Source organism: Actinomycetospora sp. NBC_00405 (assembly GCF_036044095.1).
Lineage (GTDB): Bacteria > Actinomycetota > Actinomycetes > Mycobacteriales > Pseudonocardiaceae > Actinomycetospora > Actinomycetospora callitridis.
This window is the reverse complement of record NZ_CP107938.1, coordinates 4,393,750-4,412,347: the sequence shown is the minus strand read 5'-3', so window position 1 is coordinate 4,412,347 and position 18,598 is coordinate 4,393,750. Positions and strand designations below refer to the sequence as shown.

The window sequence follows — 18,598 nt, the reverse complement described above, 5'->3', positions numbered from 1 at the left end:
TCCGGAGTCCTGCCGAACCGGCCTCGCGGGCACGGTCCGGCGCCTACGCTGCCACGGCTGTGGGCCCCCTGCGCAGCGCCGTGGTCGCGACATGCCGTGCGCTGTCCCCGCGGGTGTCGCTGCCTACTGCCGACGCGGTGGAGGCGATCGCCGACCGGATGCTCGCCACGCCGTCCCTCGTCGTGGCCGGGCCCGTCTCGTCGGGCAAGTCGACGCTGGTCAACGCCCTGGTGGGACGCCGGGTCGCCCCGACGGGGGCGGGCGAGTGCACCAGGCTGACGGCCCATTACGTCCGCGGCCCGGCCGATCGGCTCGACGTCGTGCTCGTCGACGGCACGCGCCGGCCGCTGCCGCTCGCCGCGGGCGGGCGGGTGCCGGCCGCGGTCGGCGACCGGCTGGGCGTCCGCCCCGAGGACGTCGACCACCTGGTGGTGACGCTCACGAGCGCGGCGCTGGACGACCTCACGGTGATCGACACCCCGGGCACGGGCTCGGCGCGCCGACCCGGGGGTGTTCCCGGCGGCGCCCACGCCGATACGGCGCTGGTCGTGCTGCCGGCGACGGCGCACGCGGGGGACCTCGACGTGCTGCCCGGGCCCGCGGCGCACGGCCCGGCGGGGGTCGTCGCCGTGCTGGGACGCGCGGACACGGTGGGTCCCGACGACGGCCGCGACCTCGCCGTCGAGCTCGGGCGACGGCTCGGCGACCGCGTGGGGCCGGTGACCCCGGTGATCGGCCTGCTCGCCGAGACCGCGGTCACCGGGGCGCTGCGCGCGGAGGACGTCGGCGCACTGCGGGTGCTCGCGGGGGCCGACCCGGCGGTGCTCGAGGTGGCCCTGCTCGACGCCGAGCTCTTCACGACCGCCGAGCTGCCCCTGCCGGTCGAGGCCCGGACGCGGCTGCTCGAGCTGCTCGACCTGCGCGGCCTCGCCCTCGGGATCGCGCTCCTGCGCGCCGACGCCGCCGCGGGGGTCGGGGAGCTCTGCGACGCCCTGCTCGCGGCGTCCGGGCTCGCGACGCTGGTCCGACGACTGCACGACGAGGTGCGCGCCCGCAGCGACCTGCACGCGGCGACGGCCGGGGTCCGCGACCTCGCCGCGCTGGGCGAGGCCCTGGGCCGCACCGAGGCGCAGGACGGCGCCGGGCGGGGCGAGGGCACCCGGGTCGGCGCCGCGGCCGCGGCGCTGGCGCGCCGGGAGGCGTTCACCGAGCGGGCGCTGCTCGCCGCCCGGGCGCGGCTGTGGGCGGGCGCCCTGGGGCTGCCCGCCGAGCTGCTCGACGAGGTCGACCGGCTCGCCTCGGCCGGGCCCCCGGACGTCCGCGCGGGCCGCCCGGGCGCCGGTCCGGTGGAGGTGGCGGGCCACGCCGCCCGGCGCGCCGCCTGGTGGCGCGCGTACGGGTCGTGGGGCTCGCCGCGGCGCATCGCCGACCTCGCCCACGTCGTCCACCGCACCTACGTCGGGATGTGGCAGGACCTCACCGCGCAGCCCCGAGGCGCCGCGGAGCGGAGCCCGACCCGATCGAACCCCGACCCGATCGAACGGAGCGCCGCCGTGACCGGGCCGTCGTGACCGCGTCAGGGCGGGACGTCCCCGCCGAGGTCGCGCGCACCCGCGAGGCGCTGACGACGCTGCTCGCCCGTCTCGACCCGGACGCCGCCGCCCGGGCCGCAGCCCCGCCCCCGCCGGCGCGGCCGACCGTGGTGCTCGCCGGTGCGCCCGCTCGGGGTCGCCGGGAGCTGCTGGCGGCGCTGCTCGGTCTGGACGAGGTCACCGTCGGGCACGCCACCCACGACGACCTCGGCGTGCCGCTGCTCGAGGAGCTGGACCTCGTCGTCCCCGCCCGCGGCCCCGACCCCGGGAGCTGGCCGGTCGACGGCGCCACCGCGGCGCTCGTGCTCGCCGACGCCGCCGCCCCGCTCGGCGCCGAGGAGCTCGACGCGCTCGCCCGCGCGGCCGGCCGGGTGGACACCGTGGTGTTCGCGCTGACCCGCACCGAGGCGCACCGCGGCTGGCGCACGGTGCTCGAGGCCGACCGCGCCCTGGTCGCCGAGCACGTCCCGCGCCTCACGGGTGCGCCGTGGTTCCCGGTCTCCGCCGAGCTCGCCCGCCGCGCCGGCACCGCGACGCCGGAGGCGGCCGAGGCGCTCCGCCGGCGCTCCGGCCTCGCCGCCCTGCAACGCGAGCTGCACCGCCTCGTCGCGCGCCGGCGCCGGATGCTCGCCGAGGCCAACGCGCTGCGCCTGCTCGCCGCCGGGCTGGACGGCGTCGCGGCGCGGGCCGAGGCGACCCGGAGCGCCCTGCGCGCCCCGGCCGACGGCGTCGGCGACCTCGCCCGCCGTCGTGACGAGCTCCTCGCCGCCCGGGCCGCGCTGCGCCGTGACCACCACACGCGCTGGCGCGCGGACCTCGCCGCCGCCCGCGTGGCCGCCGCCGACGACCTCGCCGCGCGCGTCCGCGCCCTCGGGACGGCCATGCGCGGGCGCATCGACGACGCCGACCGCCCCGGGCTCGCCGCGATGCCGCGGGAGCTCGCCGGGGAGGTCGAGACGCTGGCGGCCGCCGTGGTCGAGGGCCTCGGCACGCGCCTGCGCGCGCTGGTCGCGGCGACCCTCGCCGACCTCGTCCCGGCCGGTGAGCTGCCGTCCCTGCGGGTTGCCGATCTCGGGGCCACCGACGTCGCCGGGTCCGGCCTGGTGCCACCCCCGCGGACCCGTCCCGCCGAGGACCGCCTGCTCGTCGTGGCGGGCGCGTCGGGCGGGCTCGGGCTCTCCCGCCTGGCGCTGCTGCCGCTGCTCGCCGTCCCGATCGCGCCGGTCGCGCTCGGTGCCGCGCTCGTCCCGGTATCGGTGGGGCTCGGGCTCGGCGCGGCGGGCTGGGTCGCGCGGGCCCGGCGCCTCGCCGCCGACCGCGCGCACCTGCGCCAGTGGACGGCGGAGGCGCTCGCGGAGGTGCGCGGCGACCTCGACCGCGTCCTCGCCGACGCCCTCATCACCACCGAGCGGGAGGTCACGCTCGCCCTCGACGCGGCGCTCGAGCACCGCGCGCGGGATCTCGACGACGCGCTGGCCGCCGCGGAGCGCGCCGTGCGGCACGCGGGCGCCGACCGGACCGCCGCCGACCGCGTCGCCGCGCACACCGCGACGGAGGCCCGCGAGGGGCGCGACCGCGCCGAGACGCTGCTGCGACGGCTGGCCGCGCTGCGGGACCGCGTGGACGTCCCCGAACCGCACCCACGCATCGAGCCCGCGACCTAGTCTCGCGGACATGGTCGAGCTGCCCGACGACTCCGCACTCAACCCCGAGGCGCACGTCGATCCGGGTGGCCCCGCCGCGGAGCTGCTCGTCGCGGCGCCCGACGGCCCGCACGCGCTCGGTCCGGCCACGGTCGACAGCGACGCCGACGGCCGCGCCGACACCGCCGTGGTCGCCGGGCCGGACGCCCTCGAGCTGGGCACGGACGTCGACGGCGACGGGCGCGTCGACGTGCTCACGCGCGTGCTCGCCGACGGCACGGCCACCACCGCCACCACGCCCGGACTGCCGGGCGAGGGCTGGGACGAGGGCCCGCCCCCGCCCGCGCCGACCATCGATCCGGTCACCGGACGGTGGGTCCGCGGCGGTTGATCCTCGGGGTCGGTCGCTCCCGGACGGTAGGTTCGGCGCCCGTGGAGAGCTCCGCGACGCACGCGGTCGGCCACCCGGTCGACCAGGACTTCCTCGCCCTGCCCCTCACGGCCCTCGCCGACGCCGCGCTCGACGCCGCGCGCCGGGGCGGGGCCCAGCACGCCGACCTGCGCGTGCACCGTCTGCGCACCCAGCACCTCGAGCTGCGCGACGGCCGGGTGGTGGTGGCCGCCGACTCCGAGACCCTCGGGCTGGCCGTACGCGTGCTGCGCGACGGCGTGTGGGGGTTCGCCGCCCACGTCGACCTGACGCCCGAGGTCGCGGTAGCCACGGCGCGGCGGGCGCTCGACGTCACCGCGACTCTCGCGTCGCTGGCCACCGAGCGCGTCACGCTCGCCGACGAGCCCGTGCACGCGGGAGCGGTCTGGGTCTCGCCGTACGACGTCGACCCCTGGGCCGTCGACGTCGCCGAGAAGATCGCCCTGCTCACCGACCGGTCGGCGGCCCTGCTCGCGGCGTCCGGCGTCGACCACGTCTCGGCGAGCCTCGTACAGGTCAAGGAGCAGAGCTTCTACGCCGACACGGCCGGCACCACGACCACCCAGCAGCGCGTGCGCGTCGACCCCGACATCTCGATCACCACGGTCGACCGGGCCGGTGGGGCCTTCGAGTCGCTGCGCACCCTCGCACCCCCGGCCGGGCGCGGCTGGGAGTACCTCACCGGCACCGGCTGGGACTGGGGCGCCGAGCTCACCGAGCTCCCGGAGCTGCTCGCGGAGAAGGTGCGGGCGCCGAGCGTCGAGGCGGGCCCCACCGACCTCGTCATCGACCCCACCAACCTCTGGCTCGTCATCCACGAGTCGATCGGGCACGCCACCGAGTACGACCGCGCCATCGGCTACGAGGCGGCCTACGCCGGCACGAGCTTCGCGACCCCCGACAAGCTCGGCACCCTGCGCTACGGCAGCGACGTCCTCACGGTCACCGGCGACCGCACCGTCCCCCACGGCCTCGCGAGCGTCGGCTACGACGACGACGGTGTGGCCGCGCAGGAGTTCGACCTCGTCCGCGACGGCGTGCTCGTCGGCTACCAGGTCGACCGGTCGTTCGCGCCGCGCCTCGGCCTCGACCGGTCGAACGGCTGCGCCTACGCCGACTCCGCGGAGCACGTGCCCCTGCAGCGGATGGCGAACGTATCGCTGCAGCCCGACCCCGTCACCGACCGGCCGACGTCGGACCTCATCGGCGCGGTGGAGGACGGCCTCTACGTCGTCGGCGACCGCTCCTGGTCGATCGACATGCAGCGCTACAACTTCCAGTTCACCGGGCAGCGCTTCCACCGGATCCGCGGCGGCGAGCTGGTCGGGCAGGTCCGCGACGTCGCCTACCAGGCGACGACCACCGACTTCTGGGGCTCGCTCGAGGCCGTCGGCGGGCCCTCGACGTGGCGCCTCGGCGGTGCGTTCAACTGCGGGAAGGCCCAGCCCGGCCAGGTCGCACCGGTCAGCCACGGCTGTCCGTCGGCCCTGCTGCGCGGCGTGACCGTCCTCAACACCGGGAGCGGATCGTGAGCACCACCGGATCGGCCCTCGTCGAGCGCGCCCTCGCGATCGCGGCCGCGCAGGTGCCGGACGCGGGCGCGGTCGCCCTGGTCCGCGAGGTCTCCGAGGCCGTCGTGCGGTGGGCGAACTCCACGATGACCACGAACGGCAACACCGTCGAGCGACGGCTCTCGGTGGTCGTGCTCGTGCCCCTCGAGGGCGGCACCGGCGCGGGTGTCGCGACCGTCCCGGCCCCGACGGGACTCGCCGACGGGCCGGAGGGCGACGCGGTGCTCACCGACGCCGTCGCGGGCGCGGTGCAGGCCGCCCGCCGGGCCGGTCCCGCCCGCGACGCGGCGCCGCTGCCCGAGCCCTCCGGCGCCGCCGACGCGCACTGGGACGAGGGCGCCGAGGACACCTCGACCGCCGTCTTCGCCCGGCTCGCCGAGGAGCTCGGCGCGTCCTTCCGACCCGGCGAGGCGTCGTTCGGATTCGCCGACCACCGCGTCACGACGACGTGGCTGGGCACCTCCGCGGGGGTCCGCCGCCGCTGGGTCGAGCCGTCCGGGTCGGTCGAGCTCAACCTCAAGGACCCGTCCACGGGCACGTCGGTCTGGGGCGGGGAGGGTGCGACCGACATCGCCACGGTCGATGTCGCCGCCCTCGTCGGACGTCTACGGAACCGGCTGCCGTGGGGTGCCCGGCGGATCGACCTCCCGGCCGGGCGCTACGAGACGCTGCTGCCGCCGTCCGCGGTGTCCGACCTGATGATCTACCTCGCCTGGTCGATGGGCGGGCGGCCCGCGCAGGAGGGCCGCTCGGCCTTCTCGCGCGCCGGCGGTACCCGCGTCGGCGAGCGGCTCGGGGACCTGCCCCTGACGCTCGCGGGCGACCCGGCCGGCGCCGGGTTCGCCGACCTCGCCTACACCCCGGTGCTCGCGACGACCTACTCCGGCGACGAGGTCTCGGTGTTCGACAACGGCGCCACCACCGGGCGTGTGGAGTGGGTGCGCGACGGCACGGTCGCGACACTCGCCTACCCGCGGGCGGCGGCCACCGAGTACGGGGCGTCGTTCGCGGCGCCCACCGACAACCTCGTGCTCACCGGCGGTGACGACGCCACGGTCGAGGAGATGGTGGCGACCACCGGACGCGGCCTGCTGCTGACCTGCCTCTGGTACATCCGCGAGGTCGACCCGACGACGCTGCTCCTCACCGGCCTGACCCGCGACGGCGTCTACCTGGTGGAGGGCGGCGAGATCGTCGGCGAGGTGAACAACTTCCGCTTCAACGAGTCGCCGCTCGACCTCCTGCGCCGCGCCACCGAGGCCGGCGCCACCGAGCGCACGCTGCCGCGCGAGTGGAAGGACTGGTTCACCCGCGCCGCCATGCCCCCGCTGCGCATCCCCGACTTCCACATGACCTCGGTGTCCCTCGGCCGTTGATGGGCTCCGCCCACGTGAGGGTTCTGGGTCGTCCCGGCTACCCGAACCACTCACGTGCGCGAAGCGCATCATGGAGGGCGTGATCCGGTCGGTGATGCGCTACACCGCGCCCCAGACGGCGTGGGAGGCCGAGGTCCCCGTCCGCGGGGACGTCGCCGCGCTCGCGACGCTGCTCGCCGAGGGCGGGGCGGTGGTCCTCACCGGCGCCGGGATCTCCACCGACTCGGGCATCCCCGACTACCGGGGCCCGACGAGCGCGCAGCGCCGCCACGCCCCGATGACCTACGACGCGTTCGTCGGCGACCCCGTCGCCCGGCACCGCTACTGGGCCCGCAGCCACGCCGGCTGGCCGCAGATCGCCGGCGCCCCGCCCAACGACGGGCACCGGGCCGTCGCGTCCCTGCAGCGCGCGGGCCTGCTGACCGGCGTCATCACCCAGAACGTCGACGGGCTGCACCAGAAGGCGGACGCGCGCGACGTCGTCGAGCTGCACGGGGCACTGGGTCGCGTCGTCTGCCTCGGCTGCCGCGCGGCGCTGGGACGCGAGCGGGTCCAGGAGGACCTCGCCGCCCTGAACCCGGACTTCGACACGCGGGCCACGGAGATCAACCCGGACGGCGACGCCGAGCTGCCGGACGCCGAGCTCGACCGCTTCACGATGGCCGGCTGCCCGTCCTGCGGCGACGGGCCGCTGAAGCCCGACGTCGTCTTCTTCGGCGAGACCGTGCCGCGCCCCCGGGTCGACCACTGCTTCGAGCTCGTCGAGCGGGCGCGCTCGCTGGTCGTCCTCGGCTCCTCGCTGACGGTGATGTCGGGGTTGCGCTTCGTGCGCGCCGCGGCCCGCCGTGATCTCCCCGTCGCCGTCGTGACCGCCGGCCCCAGCCGGGCCGACGACGCCGCCACCATCCGTCTCACCGAGGCGCTCGGAGAGGTCCTGCCTGCGACGTTGACCATGCTCGGCCTCGGCGAACGAGCCTGAATCGTTCAGCTTGATCGTGTAAGTGAGTCCCCCGACAGCGACTCGGCGGTGTCGCGGAGAAGAAGTCTCGTTAACGTCGGAGACCACCATCGGAGGCTGATCCCGGGCACGTCGCCGTGTCGGGGGTTTCTTCCGTTCCCGAGGCGACCGGGCCGCTTCGCGGTCTCGGCGTTCGGCGATCGAGCGACCGAGGAGACGCATGACTGCCGTTCCGACAATCCAGGGACTCGACAACCCGCCGATCCGACGCCGCGAGGTGCTCGACTGGGTGAACGAGGTCGCGGACCTCACCACGCCCGACAGTGTCGTGTGGTGTGACGGGTCCCAGGACGAGTGGGACCGGCTCACCTCCGAGCTCGTCGAGGCCGGGACCTACGTCCAGCTCGACCCGGCCAAGAAGCCGAACTCGTTCCACGCCGCCTCCGACCCCGACGACGTCGCGCGCGTCGAGGAGCGCACCTTCATCTGCTCGGTCAACGAGGCCGACGCGGGGGTCACCAACAACTGGATGGACCCGGCCGAGATGAAGGCCACGATGAGGGAGCTCTACCGCGGCTGCATGCGCGGTCGGACGATGTACGTCATCCCGTTCTGCATGGGGCCGGTGAACGCCGAGCACCCGAAGCTGGGCGTCGAGATCTCCGACAGCGCCTACGTCGTCACCTCGATGCACATCATGACCCGCATGGGCCCGGAGGTGCAGCGACGCCTCGACGAGGGCGACACCGAGTGGGTCCCGGCGCTGCACTCGGTCGGCGCCCCCCTCGAGCGCGGCCAGCAGGACGTCAAGTGGCCGTGCAACGACACGAAGTACATCAGCCACTTCCCGGACACCCGCGAGATCTGGAGCTTCGGCTCCGGGTACGGCGGCAACGCGCTGCTCGGCAAGAAGTGCTACTCGCTGCGGATCGCGTCGGCGATGGCGCGCGACGAGGGCTGGCTCGCCGAGCACATGCTGATCCTCAAGCTGATCAGCCCGGAGGACAAGGCGTACTACATCGCGGCCGCGTTCCCGTCGGCCTGCGGCAAGACGAACCTCGCGATGCTGCAGCCCACCATCCCGGGCTGGCGCGCGGAGACCGTCGGTGACGATATCGCCTGGATGCGCTTCGGTGCCGACGGCCGGCTCTACGCGGTGAACCCGGAGTTCGGCTTCTTCGGCGTGGCGCCCGGGACGAACTGGAAGACCAACCCGAACGCGATGCGCACCATCGAGCAGGGCAACGCCCTGTTCACCAACGTCGCGCTGACCGACGACAACGACGTGTGGTGGGAGGGGCTCGAGGGCGATCCCGAGCACCTCACCGCGTGGACCGGGGACGACTGGACGCCCGGCTCGGCCAAGCCGGCGGCCCATCCGAACTCGCGCTACACCGTGCCGATCTCGCAGTGCCCCGTCGTCGCGCCCGAGTGGGACGACCCGCAGGGCGTGCCGATCTCGGCGATCCTCTTCGGCGGCCGCCGCAAGACGACGATCCCGCTGGTTACGGAGTCCTTCGACTGGCAGCACGGCACCTTCATGGGCGCCACGATGTCGAGCGAGATGACCGCCGCGGCCAAGGGCGGCAAGGGCCAGGTCCGCCGCGACCCGATGGCGATGCTGCCCTTCCTCGGCTACAACGTCGGCGACTACTTCCAGCACTGGGTGGACGTGGGCAAGAACGCCGACGCCACCAAGCTCCCGTCGATCTTCTACGTCAACTGGTTCCGCCGGGGCGAGGACAACCGCTTCCTGTGGCCCGGGTTCGGCGAGAACAGCCGCGTGCTGAAGTGGATCATCGAGCGCCTCGAGGGCAAGGCCGCGGCGACCGAGACGCCGATCGGTCACGTCCCGAGCGCCGACCAGATCGACGTCGAGGGTCTCAGCGAGCCGATGGAGGACATCGAGGCGTCGTTGCGCTTCGACGTCGACGAGTGGCGCGAGGAGCTGCCCCTCATCGAGGAGTGGTTCTCCAAGATCGGCGAGAAGCTGCCGACCTCCATGCGCGACGAGCTCGAGTCCCTCAAGCAGCGCCTCGACGCGAGCTGATCCGCTCTCCCCGACCGCACGACACGGCGCCCTCGCTGCTCACGGGAGCAGCGAGGGCGCCGTGCGTTCGTCCGGGATCAGCAGCAGCGTCCCTGTGGGTGGCGTTCCTGGTGGTCGGTGCGCGCCCGCCAGAAGGCCCGCTCACTCATCGGCGGCTCGTCGTGACCGGCACGCGCGTGGTGCGCGAGGTACCGGTCGTAGGCGTCGGCCCCGAGCACCCCGCGGAACCACCAGCGCACGGCCCGGTATCCCTGCCCGAGTGCGGCGACCATCAGTGCCCTCCTCCCCGGGTCGGCGCCCCCGCCGAGGCGAGCCACTGCTTCTCGAGCTCCTTCTCCGACGGGGTGGGGATCAGGCCCGAGGGCCCGTAGCGCCGCGACGGCACGGGCTCGTCCTCCTTGCCCGGGGACCCGCCCGACCGGACCGAGCGCACGGCGGCGACGGTCGCGGCCGCGAGCACGATCAGGGTCAGCACCAGGAAGATGATCGACAGGCTGCCCTGGATGAACGTGTTGCGCACGACCGCCTCCATCTGGGCGGGGTTGCGCGCCGCACCCATGCTGGTGCGGCCCGCGGCGATCGCGTCCCGGTAGGCGAAGTGCTGGGCCCAGTACCCGACGCCCGGCACCGGGGAGAAGATCTTGTACAGCGACGCGGTCACCGTGATCACCGCGACGGCGACCAGGGGCACCAGCACGATCCACAGGTACTGCACGGTGCCGCGGCGCGCGATGATCGCGAGACACACCGCGAGTGCGATGGCCGCGAGCAACTGGTTGGCGATCCCGAACAGCGGGAAGAGCGTGTTGATCCCGCCCAGCGGATCGGTCACTCCCATGATCAGGATGCCGCCCCAGCCGCCGACCATGACGACCGTCCCGATCCACGCCCCGGTGCGCCAGGAGGTGTCGCGGAAGCGCGGGACGAACGTCCCCACCGCGTCCTGCAGCATGAAGCGCGCCACCCGGGTGCCGGCGTCGACGGCGGTGAGGATGAACAGCGCCTCGAACATGATCGCGAAGTGGTACCAGAAGCTCGCGAGCGCGGCGCCGCCGAGGAACTGCGACAGGATCTGGGACAGGCCCAGCGCCAGCGTCGGCGCACCTCCGGTCCGCGAGATGATGCTCTGCTCGCCCACCATCGCCGCGGTCCCGGCCAGCTGCTGGGGGGCGATGTCGACGCCCGCCAGCCCGAGCGAGTTGACCCACACCGCCGCGGTCTCGACCGTGCCGCCGGTCAGCGCCGTGGGCGCGTTCATCGCGAAGTAGATGCCGCGGTCGATGGAGATGGCCGCGACCAGGGCCATGATCGCGACGAACGACTCCATGAGCATGCCGCCGTAGCCGATGAAGCGCGTCTGGCGCTCCTTCTCGATCAGCTTCGGCGTCGTGCCCGACGAGATGAGCGCGTGGAAGCCGGAGAGCGCCCCGCAGGCGATCGTCACGAACAGGAAGGGGAACAGCGGACCGGGGACGACCGGCCCGTCCGACCGGGTGGCGAACTCGCTGAACGCGGGGGTGGCGACGTCCGGCCGCACCACGACGACCGCGACGGCGAGCAGGACGATCGTGCCGATCTTCATGAACGTCGACAGGTAGTCGCGGGGTGCGAGCAGCATCCACACCGGCAGCACCGCGGCGACCACGCCGTAGATCACGACACACCAGGCGAGGGTCGTACGGCTGAGGGTGAACGCCTCGGCCAGCCCGCTCTCGGAGATCCAGCCGCCGGCGATGATCGCGAGCAGGAGGAGGGCCACCCCGATCCCGGAGACCTCGCCGACCTTGCCGGGTCGCAGGTAGCGCAGGTAGAAGCCCATGAACAGCGCGATCGGGATCGTCATGGCCACCGAGAACACGCCCCAGGGGCTCTCGCCCAGGGCCTGGACGACGACCAGCGCGAGCACCGCGATGAGGATGATCATGATGGCGAGCGTCGCGATCACCGCGGCGGCACCGCCGATGACCCCGAGCTCGTCGCGCGCCATCTGGCCCAGCGAGCGCCCGCCGCGGCGCATCGAGAAGAACAGCACCAGGTAGTCCTGGACCGCCCCGGCCAGCACCACGCCGACGATGATCCAGATGGTGCCCGGCAGGTACCCCATCTGCGCGGCGAGCACCGGACCGACGAGCGGGCCCGCGCCCGCGATCGCCGCGAAGTGGTGCCCGTAGAGCACCCGGCGGTCGGTCGGCAGGTAGTCCTGCCCGTTCTCGGAGTGCTCGGCCGGGGTGGCGCGCCGGTCGTCGGGCTTGAGCAGCTTGCGCTCGATGTAGGTCGAGTAGAAGCGGTAGGCGATGAGGTAGGTGGCCACCGCGGCGAACACGAACCAGATCGCGTTGACCGTCTCGCCCCGGACGAGCGCGACCATCACCCAGCCCAGGCCGCCGAGCAGGGCGATCACCGCCCAGACGGCGATCCGCGCGGGCGTCCAGCGCCGGCGCTCGTGCTCGAGCACCTCGTCGTCGACCGCCGGTGGCAGTTCCTGGTCGGGCGGCGCGGCCACGCCGCCCGATCCTCCTGACGTCGTCGTCATCGCGACCTCCGCTCGGAACGGATCGGACTTCCGGGGAGGATAGGTCCTGGGACGCCGCGGTGTCCTTGATCAATTCACGCGAAGTGTCCGCTCGGTGACCGTCCGCCGTGTGCGCCTACGCTCTGCCCGCATGGACCAGCTCGGTCGGCCGCCGTTCCGGCCGACCCCCGCCGCCGGCACGCTGGCCGACGTCTCGCCCTCCCTGGCCGCCGCGCTCGGCGTCGAGGGGTTCGACGACCACCTCGGCGTCGGGCCGGCGCGCGGCACGGCGCTGATGCTCGTCGACGGGCTGGGCGCGGACCTGCTCGCCGAGCACGCCGACCGGGCACCGGTCCTGGCCGAGCTCGCGGCGCGCGGGCAGACGCTGCTGGCCGGGTTCCCGTCGACGACGGCCGTCAGCGTCACGAGCCTCGGCACCGGCCTGCCCTCGGGCGAGCACGGCATCGTCGGCTACAGCATGGGCGTGCCGCCGCTCGACGACCCGGGCGCGCCGGCGGAGACGGTGCTCAACACCCTGCGCTGGTGCGCCCACGGGGCCACCGACCCCGTCGACCTGCGGCGCGAGCTCCCGCCCGAGGAGGTGCAGGCCGCCCCGACGGTGATGCAGCGCGCCGCCCGGGCCGGGGTCGCGGTCACCACGATCGCCCCGGAGATCCAGCGTCGCTCCGGCCTCACCCGGGCGGCGTTGCGGGGCGGCCGGTTCCACGGGGTGTCGGCCCTGGGCGACCTGGCCGCCGCGGTGCTCGACGCGCTCGCCCCGGGAGCGGCCGGGGAACGCGCGTTCTGCTACGCCTACCACGGCGACCTCGACATGCTCGGGCACACGTTCGGCCCGGGCTCGACGCCGTGGCTGATGCAGCTCACGGTGATCGACCGGCTCGTCGGCGCCATCGCCGAGGAGCTGCCGTCGGACACGCTGCTCGCCGTCGTCGCCGACCACGGCATGGTCGGCACCGACTCCGGCTGGCGGATCGACCTCGACACCAGCCCCGAGCTCCTCACCGGGGTCCGCCGGCTCGCGGGCGAGGCCCGCGTGCGCCACGTGTTCACCGCCGCGGGTGCCGCCGACGACGTGGCCGCGGCCTGGCGCTCCGAGGTCGGCGACGCGGCGTGGGTGCGCACGCGCGACGAGGCGATCGATGAGGGCTGGTTCGGCCTCGAGGTCACCGACACCGCCCGCGGGCGCATCGGCGACGTCGTCGCGGCGGCCCAGGGGAACTGGACGCTCGTGCGCTCCCGCATCGAGCCGATGGAGACCGCGCTGGTCGGCCACCACGGCTCGCTCACCGACGCCGAGCAGCGCGTCCCGCTGCTGCTCGCCCGGGGCTGACGGTCCGTACGATCGGGCCCCGATGAGCGAGGAACCGTCGGCCGACGTCCGGGAACTGGCCACGCGCGTGTTCGACATGGCCCGCGACGGCGACGCCGCCTCACTGGCGGCCTACCTCGACGCCGGGGTGCCCGTCGACCTGACCAACGAGAAGGGCGACACGCTCGTCATGCTCGCCGCGTACCACGGGCACGCCGACGCGGTGGCCGTGCTGGCCGCCCGCGGGGCGGACGTCGACCGTCTCAACGACCGCGGTCAGGCGCCCGTCGCCGGCGCGGTCTTCAAGGGCGAGGACGCCGTGGTCCGCGTCCTCGTCGAGGCGGGCGCCGACCCCCTCGCCGGGCACCCCACGGCCGTCGACACCGCCCGGATGTTCGGCCGCGAGGACCTGCTGGCCCTGCTCACAACGCCTTGAGGATGTCCTCCACGCGCGCCTTCGCGTCACCGAAGATCATCGATGTGTTCGCGCGGAAGAACAGCGGGTTCTGCACACCCGCGTAGCCCACCGCCATCGAGCGCTTGAACACGACGACGTTCTTGGCCTCCCACACGCGCAGGACGGGCATGCCGGCGATCGGGCTGCCCGGGTCCTCCATCGCGGCGGGGTTGACCGTGTCGTTGGCCCCGATGACGAGCACGACCGAGGTCGACGCGAGGTCGTCGTTGATCTCGTCCATCTCGAGGACGACGTCGTAGGGCACCTTGGCCTCGGCGAGCAGCACGTTCATGTGCCCCGGCAGGCGCCCGGCGACGGGGTGGATGCCGAACCGGACCTCGATCCCGCGCTCGACGAGCCGCCGGGTGAGGTCCGCGACCGGGTACTGCGCCTGGGCCACCGCCATGCCGTAACCCGGGACGATGACCACCGACGACGCCTCGGTGAGCATCTCCGCCACGGCGTCGGCGTCGACCTCGCGGTGCTCGCCCTCCTCCGTGCCCGACGACGCCGTGCCCGACTCGACGCCGAACCCGCCCGCGATGACCGAGAGGAACGAGCGGTTCATCGCCTGGCACATGACGTAGGAGAGGTACGCACCCGAGGACCCGACGAGGGCGCCGGTGACGATGAGCAGGGTGTTGTCGAGCAGGAACCCCGACGCGGCCGCGGCCCACCCCGAGTAGCTGTTGAGCATCGACACGACGACCGGCATGTCGCCGCCACCGATCGACGCGACGAGGTGCCAGCCCAGCGCCAGGGCGACCGCGGTGATCGCGATCATCAGGCCGAGCGAGGGCGTCACGGTGAAGGCGACGGTCAGCGCGGCGAACGCGACGAGCGCGCCCAGGTTGAGGGCGTTCTTGCCCGGCAGCGTCAGCGGGCGTGACTTCATCCGCCCGGAGAGCTTGCCGTAGGCGACGATCGAGCCGGTGAACGTCACCGCGCCGATGAAGACGCCGATGCCGACCTCGACGGAGTGGATCCCGAGGAGCTCGGTGGGCACGGTCGTCTGCGCCGGACCGACCGCCTCCACCTCGAGGTAGCCGTTCCACCCCACCAGCACGGCCGCGAGGCCGACGAAGCTGTGCAGCAGCGCGATGAGCTCGGGCATGCCCGTCATCTCGACGACCCGCGCGCGCCAGAGCCCGATGCCGCCGCCGACGACCATCGCGACGGCGAGGAGCGCGATCGCCCCTGCCGTGAGCGACTCGGCAGCGAGCACCACGGTCGCGACGAGGGCGACGGCCATGCCGGCGATGCCGTAGGCGACGCCCGCCCGCGCGGTCTCGTGTCGGGAGAGCCCGGCGAGACTCATCACCGTCAGCAGGGCTGCGACGATGTAGGCGGCCGTGGCTGCGCTCCCGGCGCTCATGAGGCAGGCCCCTTCGTGAACATCGCGAGCATCCGGCGGGTCACCGCGAAGCCACCGACGATGTTGATGCTGGCCAGCAGGATCGCCACGAACGCGAGCACCGAGACGACCGCGCCGTGCTGCCCGAACTGCAGCAGCGCCCCGACCACCACGACGCCGGAGATCGCGTTCGTCACCGACATCAGCGGCGTGTGCAGGGCGTGGTGGACCTTGCCGATGACGTAGTAGCCGATCACGACGGCCAGCACGAACACCGTGAGGTTGGTGGCGAGTGCCGGCGGCGCGAAGGCCGTCGCGGCGAAGAGCACTGCGAACGCCACGGCGATCAGCGTGTAGCGCCGGGCCGGGGAGGTCGGCTTCGCGGGCGCCACCACCGGCGTCGACGCCGCAGGCTCGACCGGCGCGCCCGGCGCCGCCGACACCGAGATCGGCGGCGGGGGCCAGAGCACCTCGCCGTGGTGGGTGACGGTGACCCCGCGGACCACGACGTCGTCGAGGTCGAGCACCAGCCGCCCGTCCTTCTCCGGGACGAGGAGCCTGAGCAGGTTGACGAGGTTCGTGCCGTAGAGCTGGGAGGCCTGCGCGGGCAGCCGGGCCGCGAGGTCGGTGTCGCCGACGATGATGACGCCGTTCTCGGTGACGACGACCTCGTCGGCCACCGAGCCCTCGACGTTGCCGCCCTGGCCCGCGGCCATGTCCACCACGACGCTGCCGGGCTTCATGAGCGCGACGTCGGCGGCGGTGAGCAGCCGCGGCGCCGCGCGGCCCGGGATCAGCGCGGTGGTGATGACGACGTCGACGTCCGCGGCCTGCTCGGTGTAGATCTCGGCGGCCCGGGCGTCGTAGGCCTCCGAGGTCGCGCGGGCGTACCCGTCGGAGGACTCCTGCGCCGCGTCTCCAGCCTCCACGGCGAGGAAGTCGCCCCCCAGGGAGTGGACCTGCTCGGCGACCTCGGGCCTCGGGTCGGTGGCCCGCACGACGGCGCCGAGACTGGACGCCGCCCCGATCGCGGCGAGGCCGGCGACCCCGGCCCCGGCGACGAGCACCTTGGCCGGCGGCACCTTGCCCGCGGCGGTGACCTGCCCGGTGAAGAAGCGGCCGAAGCGGTGCGCGGCCTCGACCACCGCGCGGTAGCCGGCGATGTTGGCCATCGAGCTCAGCACGTCCAGCGACTGCGCGCGGGAGATGCGCGGGACGGCGTCGGTGGCGAGGACCGTGATCCCGCGACGCGCGAGGTCGGCGAGCAGGTCCGGGTTCCGCGCGGGCCCGACCATGGCGATCAGCGTCGTGCCCGGGGCGAGGCGGTCGAGGTGCTCGGCGTCCGGCGTGCGCAGCGCGAGCAGGACGTCGGCGGACCAGGGATCCCCGATCTCCGCGCCGGCCGCCGCGTAGGCGTCGTCGGTGAAGCTCGCGCGCTCCCCCGCCCCCGGCTCGACGACGACCGTCGCCCCGAGGTCGATCAGACCCACCACCGTGGCCGGCGTTGCGGCCACCCGGGTCTCGCGGGCCCCGGGCTCCCGGGGGACACCGATGCGCACCGTCGCGCTCCTCTGCTCTCTCGCCCGCCACGTGCGCCGTCACCAGCAACGACGCCGCGCGGACCGCCCGGACGTTCGTCCGAACGGGCTGCTGATGGCGACCCTAATCTCACGTCCGAGAAACATCCGCGTGGAGGTCCTGTGTCACATCTCCGACGATCGTCGCCGCGCCGTGGAGGGCGCACCGTCCTCGACAGGTGCCGGGGACGGCGCCACGCTCGCCGACGTGCCCGACGTGCCCGACGTGCCCGACGTGCCCGACGTGCCCGACGTGCCCGACGAGCTCGAGCAGCGACTCGACGACCTCCGCGCGCAGGCCTCCGACCGCATCCCCATGCGCGAGCTGTTCGCCCTCGCGAAGGCCTTCCCCGCCGCCTCGGTCGCGGACATGGAGCACCTGCTGGACGGCCCCATCCACGAGCACAAGGTCGTCGCCGTCAGCCCATGGACTTCCCGCGCGCGCCGGAAGAAGATCGACGACGAGGAGCTGGTGCAGAAGGCCGTCGGCGGATGGGTGCGCGAGGCGGGCAAGCGCGACGGCGCGGCCCTACGCGCCCTGCTCGACACGCACGCGGCGACGATGCCGCGCACGGCGCTGCGCTACGCCGTCGAACAGCTGCCCGCCGAGGAGAAGGCCCACCACCTGGGCCTCCGCGGCCACTGACCGGACCCGGAATCCGGACGCGAGCCCACGACGTTGTACCCAACATGCGTGATCCCGTCCTCTCGGTCCTCGACCTCTCCCCGGTCCCCTCCGGCACGCCGACCTCGGCGGCGCTGCACGAGACCATCGAGCTGGGGAAGACCGTCGAGCGAGCCGGCTACCGGCGGATGTGGCTCGCCGAGCACCACGGCATCCCGAGCGTCGCGAGCTCCAGCCCCGAGATCCTGATCCAGGCGGTCGCGAGCGCGACGAGCACGCTGCGCGTCGGGTCCGGCGGGATCATGCTGCCGAACCACAGCCCGCTGAAGGTCGCCGAGACGTTCCGCGCGCTGGAGGGGCTCCACCCGAACCGCATCGACCTCGGCATCGGCCGCGCCCCGGGCACCGACCCGCGCACCGCGATCGCGCTGCGGCGCAGCCGCGAGGCCCTGACGGCCGACGACTTCCCCGAGCAGTTCGCCGAGCTCCGCGGCTACGTCGACGGCTTCCCCGAGGAGCACCCCTTCGCCGGGATCGTCGCCATGCCGAACGACGTCCCGTTGCCGCCGGTGTGGATCCTCGCGTCGAGCTACTACGGCGGGCAGGCCGCGGCCGCCTTCGGCACGGGCTTCGCCTACGCCGGACACTTCGGCGGCGCGGACCCGGGCCAGGCGACCCGGATCTACCGCGAGCAGTTCCGCCCGAGCGACGCCGCGGGCGCCCAGGACCCGCACGTCATCCTCGCCGCCGCGGTCATGTGCCACGAGGACCCGGAGCGCGCCCGCGCCATGGGCCGCGCGCACGCCCTGTCGATGGCCCGCCTGCGCACCGGCAACCCGGGCCCGCTGCCGAGCCCGGAGGAGGCCATGGCGCACGACTGGAGCCCCGCCGAGCTGCAGGTCGAGCAGTCCATGGCGTCGAAGATGACGGCCGGCACCCCCGACGAGGTCCGCGACGACCTCGAGCGCCGGGCCCGCGAGGCGGACGCGGACGAGGTCATGCTCGTGACGCCGATCCACGACATCGCCGAGCGGCGCCGTTCGTACGAGCTGGTGGCGCAGGCCTTCGGCGTGTCCGGGCCCGGCGTGACGAACGCCCCGCCGTCGCTCGCCCAGGTGTAGTG

15 protein-coding genes are annotated in these 18,598 nt (G+C 74.3%); 11 read left to right on the top strand and 4 right to left on the bottom strand.

From position 1 onward, the window contains the following. Nucleotides 1-59: 59 nt before the first annotated feature. The 7 genes from OG774_RS21740 (at nt 60) to OG774_RS21710 (ending at nt 9,620) form a co-directional block, all read left to right on the top strand. Nucleotides 60-1,571 carry a dynamin family protein gene (locus tag OG774_RS21740; RefSeq protein ID WP_328304272.1) on the top strand — a complete coding sequence of 504 codons (1,512 nt, stop codon included), beginning with the start codon at nt 60-62 and terminating at the stop codon, nt 1,569-1,571. Continuing rightward, a complete protein-coding gene (locus OG774_RS21735; RefSeq protein ID WP_328304270.1) occupies nt 1,568-3,256 on the top strand; it encodes a dynamin in 1,689 nt (562 codons plus the stop codon). Before OG774_RS21740 ends, OG774_RS21735 begins: the two co-directional genes overlap by 4 nt. Nucleotides 3,257-3,266: 10 nt before the next feature. Continuing rightward, nucleotides 3,267-3,626, top strand: a complete 360-nt coding sequence (locus OG774_RS21730) for a DUF6802 family protein (RefSeq protein WP_328304268.1) — start codon at nt 3,267-3,269, stop codon at nt 3,624-3,626. 41 nt (nt 3,627-3,667) lie between these two features. Then, nucleotides 3,668-5,197 carry a TldD/PmbA family protein gene (locus tag OG774_RS21725; protein WP_328304266.1) on the top strand — a complete coding sequence of 510 codons (1,530 nt, stop codon included), beginning with the start codon at nt 3,668-3,670 and terminating at the stop codon, nt 5,195-5,197. Next, complete coding sequence (locus OG774_RS21720; RefSeq protein WP_328304264.1) at nt 5,194-6,612, top strand: metallopeptidase TldD-related protein; 1,419 nt, start codon at nt 5,194-5,196, stop codon at nt 6,610-6,612. Before OG774_RS21725 ends, OG774_RS21720 begins: the two co-directional genes overlap by 4 nt. 79 nt (nt 6,613-6,691) lie before the next feature. Beyond that, on the top strand, nt 6,692-7,591 hold the full coding sequence (locus tag OG774_RS21715; RefSeq protein ID WP_442873900.1) for an NAD-dependent protein deacetylase: 900 nt from the start codon (nt 6,692-6,694) through the stop codon (nt 7,589-7,591). Nucleotides 7,592-7,790: 199 nt separating this feature from the next. Next, nucleotides 7,791-9,620 carry a phosphoenolpyruvate carboxykinase (GTP) gene (locus tag OG774_RS21710; protein ID WP_328304262.1) on the top strand — a complete coding sequence of 610 codons (1,830 nt, stop codon included), beginning with the start codon at nt 7,791-7,793 and terminating at the stop codon, nt 9,618-9,620. 77 nt (nt 9,621-9,697) lie between these two features. Here OG774_RS21710 and OG774_RS21705 read toward each other — a convergent pair whose 3' ends face one another. Next, complete coding sequence (locus tag OG774_RS21705; protein WP_274188846.1) at nt 9,698-9,892, bottom strand: YbdD/YjiX family protein; 195 nt, start codon at nt 9,890-9,892, stop codon at nt 9,698-9,700. Beyond that, on the bottom strand, nt 9,892-12,153 hold the full coding sequence (locus tag OG774_RS21700) for a carbon starvation CstA family protein (RefSeq protein ID WP_328304258.1): 2,262 nt from the start codon (nt 12,151-12,153) through the stop codon (nt 9,892-9,894). Before OG774_RS21700 ends, OG774_RS21705 begins: the two co-directional genes overlap by 1 nt. A 130-nt stretch (nt 12,154-12,283) precedes the next feature. Here OG774_RS21700 and OG774_RS21695 point away from each other — a divergent pair, with 130 nt between their 5' ends. Next, nucleotides 12,284-13,483, top strand: a complete 1,200-nt coding sequence (locus OG774_RS21695; protein ID WP_328304256.1) for an alkaline phosphatase family protein — start codon at nt 12,284-12,286, stop codon at nt 13,481-13,483. A gap of 22 nt (nt 13,484-13,505) precedes the next feature. Next, a complete protein-coding gene (locus OG774_RS21690) occupies nt 13,506-13,898 on the top strand; it encodes an ankyrin repeat domain-containing protein (protein WP_328304254.1) in 393 nt (130 codons plus the stop codon). Here OG774_RS21690 and pntB read toward each other — a convergent pair. Further along, nucleotides 13,885-15,294 carry a Re/Si-specific NAD(P)(+) transhydrogenase subunit beta gene (pntB, locus tag OG774_RS21685; RefSeq protein ID WP_328304252.1) on the bottom strand — a complete coding sequence of 470 codons (1,410 nt, stop codon included), beginning with the start codon at nt 15,292-15,294 and terminating at the stop codon, nt 13,885-13,887. The genes OG774_RS21690 and pntB overlap by 14 nt on opposite strands. Beyond that, nucleotides 15,291-16,832 carry a Re/Si-specific NAD(P)(+) transhydrogenase subunit alpha gene (locus tag OG774_RS21680; RefSeq protein ID WP_328304250.1) on the bottom strand — a complete coding sequence of 514 codons (1,542 nt, stop codon included), beginning with the start codon at nt 16,830-16,832 and terminating at the stop codon, nt 15,291-15,293. The genes pntB and OG774_RS21680 overlap by 4 nt, the downstream gene beginning before the upstream one ends. A 130-nt stretch (nt 16,833-16,962) precedes the next feature. Between OG774_RS21680 and OG774_RS21675 the strand changes: the two genes are divergently transcribed. After that, nucleotides 16,963-17,496, top strand: a complete 534-nt coding sequence (locus OG774_RS21675; RefSeq protein WP_328304248.1) for a DNA alkylation repair protein — start codon at nt 16,963-16,965, stop codon at nt 17,494-17,496. A 44-nt stretch (nt 17,497-17,540) separates the two neighbouring features. Then, the gene (locus OG774_RS21670; RefSeq protein ID WP_328304246.1) at nt 17,541-18,596 is read left to right on the top strand and encodes an LLM class flavin-dependent oxidoreductase; all 1,056 of its coding nucleotides are present in this window, start codon (nt 17,541-17,543) and stop codon (nt 18,594-18,596) included. Nucleotides 18,597-18,598: the final 2 nt, after the last annotated feature.

What these genes read in the sequence shown, in the direction of transcription:
- OG774_RS21730 (WP_328304268.1), top strand. Translation starts at nt 3,267, where the DNA reads ATGGTCGAGCTGCCCGACGACTCCGCACTCAACCCCGAGGCGCACGTC.
- pntB (WP_328304252.1), bottom strand. Translation starts at nt 15,294, where the DNA reads ATGAGCGCCGGGAGCGCAGCCACGGCCGCCTACATCGTCGCAGCCCTG.
- OG774_RS21705 (WP_274188846.1), bottom strand. Translation starts at nt 9,892, where the DNA reads ATGGTCGCCGCACTCGGGCAGGGATACCGGGCCGTGCGCTGGTGGTTC.
- OG774_RS21690 (WP_328304254.1), top strand. Translation starts at nt 13,506, where the DNA reads ATGAGCGAGGAACCGTCGGCCGACGTCCGGGAACTGGCCACGCGCGTG.
- OG774_RS21710 (WP_328304262.1), top strand. Translation starts at nt 7,791, where the DNA reads ATGACTGCCGTTCCGACAATCCAGGGACTCGACAACCCGCCGATCCGA.
- OG774_RS21695 (WP_328304256.1), top strand. Translation starts at nt 12,284, where the DNA reads ATGGACCAGCTCGGTCGGCCGCCGTTCCGGCCGACCCCCGCCGCCGGC.
- OG774_RS21670 (WP_328304246.1), top strand. Translation starts at nt 17,541, where the DNA reads ATGCGTGATCCCGTCCTCTCGGTCCTCGACCTCTCCCCGGTCCCCTCC.
- OG774_RS21700 (WP_328304258.1), bottom strand. Translation starts at nt 12,153, where the DNA reads ATGACGACGACGTCAGGAGGATCGGGCGGCGTGGCCGCGCCGCCCGAC.